The following is a 798-nucleotide window of genomic DNA, read 5'->3' as shown; positions in this document are numbered from 1 at the left end:
GTGCCATGTGGACCCCGACCACTCGCCGGCAGCATAGCCGTTCGCGCCTGCGCTACGAAACCGACCTGACCGATGCGGAATGGGCCGTGATTGCGCCGCTGATGCCGGAGCCGGCCTCGTGCGGTCGGCCCGCCATCTGGACGATGCGCGAGATCTGGAACGCGATCGTCTCAGTGCTGCGGGGCGGCATCGCGTGGCGGATGATCCCGAAGGACCTGCTTCCGCGCAGCACGACGTTCGGCTACTTCGCGCGCTGGCGCGACGAGGGCCTGTTCGGTCGGATCAACCATCACCTCGTCATGGCGGATCGCGAGCGGGTCGGTCGAAGCGCCTCGCCCACCGCTGCAGTGCTCGACAGCCAGAGCGTGAAGACCACCGAGAGCGGAGGGCCACGCGGCTACGATGCCGGAAAGAAGATCAAGGGCCGCAAGCGGCAGGCCCTGGTCGACACGGACGGGCGTGCCCTCGTCCTCGACCCGCAGTCCGCCGACGTGCAGGATCGCGATGGGGCCGGACCGGTGCTGCGCCTGTCGCGGCGGACCTTCCCGTTCATCGCCAAAGCCTTCGCTGATGCAGGCTATGCGGGCGACAGGCCCGCGACCGCCACGATCATCACCGTCGACATCGTGCGCAAACCCAAGGATCAGGTCGGCTTTGCCGTGCACCCGCGCCGATGGGTGGTCGAACGCTTCTTCGGCTGGATCAGCCGCAACCGCCGCCTTTGGAAAGACCCGGAGGCGACCCTCGCCTCGGCCCAAGCCTTCCTCTACGCCGCCGCCGTCATGATCCTCGTCCGAA

At 68.2% G+C, this 798-nt stretch carries 1 protein-coding gene; it reads left to right on the top strand.

The genetic code is table 11. The annotated features are described in order from the left end of the window. Window positions 1-5 precede the first annotated feature (5 nt). A partial coding sequence (locus FV223_RS29000; RefSeq protein WP_147730043.1) for an IS5 family transposase occupies window positions 6-798 on the top strand: 793 nt, incomplete at its 3' end.

Source organism: Methylobacterium sp. WL116, assembly GCF_008039455.1.
Lineage (GTDB): Bacteria > Pseudomonadota > Alphaproteobacteria > Rhizobiales > Beijerinckiaceae > Methylobacterium.
The sequence above is the reverse complement of the archived record's forward strand: the minus strand, read 5'-3'. Positions and strand labels throughout refer to the sequence as shown.